This window comes from Mesorhizobium sp. M7A.F.Ca.MR.362.00.0.0, assembly GCF_004023175.1.
Classification (GTDB): domain Bacteria; phylum Pseudomonadota; class Alphaproteobacteria; order Rhizobiales; family Rhizobiaceae; genus Mesorhizobium.
On the sequence record NZ_RZTF01000335.1, the window covers coordinates 1 to 2,441 of the forward strand.

The 2,441-nt window shown below is 66.4% G+C and carries 1 protein-coding gene and 2 pseudogenes; 1 reads left to right on the forward strand and 2 read right to left on the reverse strand.

The annotated features are described in order from the left end of the window. Positions 1-182 (reverse strand): annotated as a pseudogene (locus tag EOC06_RS28955) (dienelactone hydrolase family protein); the annotation flags it as partial. Positions 183-616: 434 nt separating this feature from the next. Between EOC06_RS28955 and EOC06_RS28965 the strand changes: the two are divergent. Next, a complete protein-coding gene (locus EOC06_RS28965; RefSeq protein WP_128309409.1) occupies positions 617-1,051 on the forward strand; it encodes a hypothetical protein in 435 nt (144 codons plus the stop codon). Between the two features lie 139 nt (positions 1,052-1,190). On the opposite strand, the pseudogene EOC06_RS43780 reads toward EOC06_RS28965, so the two are convergent. Further along, positions 1,191-2,441 (reverse strand): annotated as a pseudogene (locus EOC06_RS43780) (membrane-bound PQQ-dependent dehydrogenase, glucose/quinate/shikimate family); the annotation flags it as partial.

The following is a 2,441-nucleotide window of genomic DNA, read 5'->3' on the forward strand; positions in this document are numbered from 1 at the left end:
ACAGCCGCTTGCGCCGAATTTGCCGCCAGAAGCGGCGCGATCGCGGCGGCCGCCGCACCCGATCCGGCAAGCCGGGTCAACTGCTCCATGAACCGGCGGCGATCGAGCGTCAGATGCGTATATTCGTCATAGGCGTCGATCATCGCCTGGGTGATGGCGGGCTTGGCGTCGGGTTTCGTCATGGATGGGGTCCTCTGCTTCGGGCTTTAGTTCCCAGCTACATAGGGACCAAGCCGGCATGATCCAGTCGAGCACTCATCGCGGCCGCCGATTGCCTCAGGGCGTAGGGCGCCGGCCGCGCCCGAGCAGTAAAGCTGGCGCCATGCGCGGCCATGTCATCACTTTTTGGTCATTGGCGATAAATCCTGCTGGCGCTGCCACAATCGTGAGGGAAGGTAGCTATCGACCAGTATCTTGGCCGTGTGCCCACACGTCAGACCCAGAAGGAAGCGATGACCATGACCATGCCTTCCCCGATCCTCGCCAGCGCGCTCGTCCTTGCGGCGAGTGCCGCTTTGGCCCTGTGCTCGATGGTTCTGAACGCAGGCAGACGATCGTTGATCAGGGTCCGCACTGAGCGGAACCGCAACACGAAAACCCAGGGCTGAGTGACGCCATGAACGTCCAGGACATCGTCAACACCGTTTCGCAGAAGGCGGACCTCGACCAGGCGACGACGGAGAAAGTCGTCGGCACCATCTTCTCGGTGCTCGAACACGAGGCGGAAGGCACAAGCGCCTCGGCTTTCTTCGCCAAAATCCCCGGCGCCGACGACCTCGCCCATCAATATGACGTCATGGCCGCCGCTCCGGCCGGCGGTGGCGGTTTTCTCTCGTCGTTGCAGGGCGCGCTTGGCGGCGTTCTCGGCGAGAAGGCCGGCGCGCTGATCAACGGCATCGCCGCGCTCAAGGCATCCGGGCTCGACATGGCGCAGATCCAGAAGGCCGGCGCGACGCTGATCCAGCAGGCCGAAGCCGCCGCCGGCCCCGACCTGACCAACAAGGTGCTCGGCTCGGTGCCCAGCCTGAAGGGCCATCTGGGGATTGGCTGATCGACAATCGGGCCGATCGGAAGATTTGCCGCCCCTCATCGCCCAGTCGGGCACTTTTCCCCGTCACTATACGGGGAAAAGATACCGGCACAGATGAGGGGCGGTGCGACCTCTGAGAGATCGCGCCCCCCCTGCGCCCCTACTTCGGCAGCGCGTAGGTGATCACATAGTCCCCGGGCTTGGTGCCGACCGAACCGTGGCCGCCGGCGACGATGACCACGAACTGGCGGCCGTCGGCCACCGTATAGGTCATCGGCGTCGATTGCCCGCCGGCCGGCAGCCGCGCCTGCCACAGCTGCTTGCCCGATGTCAGGTCGTAGGCGCGCAGATAGTCGTCGACCGCGGCCCCCAGGAAGGCGACGCCGCCAGCGGTGATCATCGGTCCGCCGATGCCCGGCACCCCGACTTTCAGCGGCAGCGGCAGCGGCGTCATATCGTAGACGGTGCCGTTGCGGTGCTTGTAGGCGATCTTGCCGGTCCTGAGATCGGCGCCGGCGACATAGCCCCAGGGTGGCGCCTGGCAAGGAATGCCGAGCGGCGACAGGAACGGTCCCATCACCACCGCATAGGGCGCGCCCTCGTTGCGGTTCAGCCCCTGCTCGCTGCCGCGCCCTTCGTCCGGTGGCGGCACCTGATCGCGCGGAATGAGCTCCGACTTGAACGCCAGATAGGTCGGCATGCCGAACAGCACCTGCCGGACCGGGTCGACGGCGACGCCACCCCAGTTGAAGGTGCCGAAGTTGCCGGGGTAGATCAGCGAGCCCTGGACGGAAGGCGGCGTATAGCGACCCTCATAGCGCAGGCCCTGGAATTCGATCCGGCAGGCCAACTGGTCGAACATGGTTAGGCCCCACATGTCGGCGCCGGTGAGCGGCTTCGGCATGAAGGTAAGGTCGGAGACCGGCTGCGTTGGCGATGTGTGGTCACCTTCGATCGCGCCGCCGGGCGCCGGCACTTCGTTGACCGCAATGACCGGCTCGCCGGTGCGGCGGTCGAGCACATAGAGGTCGCCCTGCTTGGTCGGCCCGACCAGCGCCGGCACCACCGTGCCGTCGGGTTTGGTGATGTCGATCAGGCTCGGCTGCGCCGGCACGTCCATGTCCCAGAGATCGTGGTGCACGGTCTGCCGCACCCAGCGCACCTGCCCGGTGTTGAGGTCGAGCGCGGTGATCGACGACGAGAACTTCTCGACATTGGCGCTGCGCCCGGCGCCGAGCTGGTCCGGCGTCTGGTTGCCGAGCGGCACGTAGAGCAGGCCGAGCTTCTCGTCGGCGCTCGGCGTCGACCACATGTTGGGCGAGTTGGCGGTATAGGTCTGGCCGGCCGGCAGCGGCGTCGTCTGGTCCGGCTTGCCGGAATCCCAGTTCCACACCAGCGCGCCGGTGGCAGC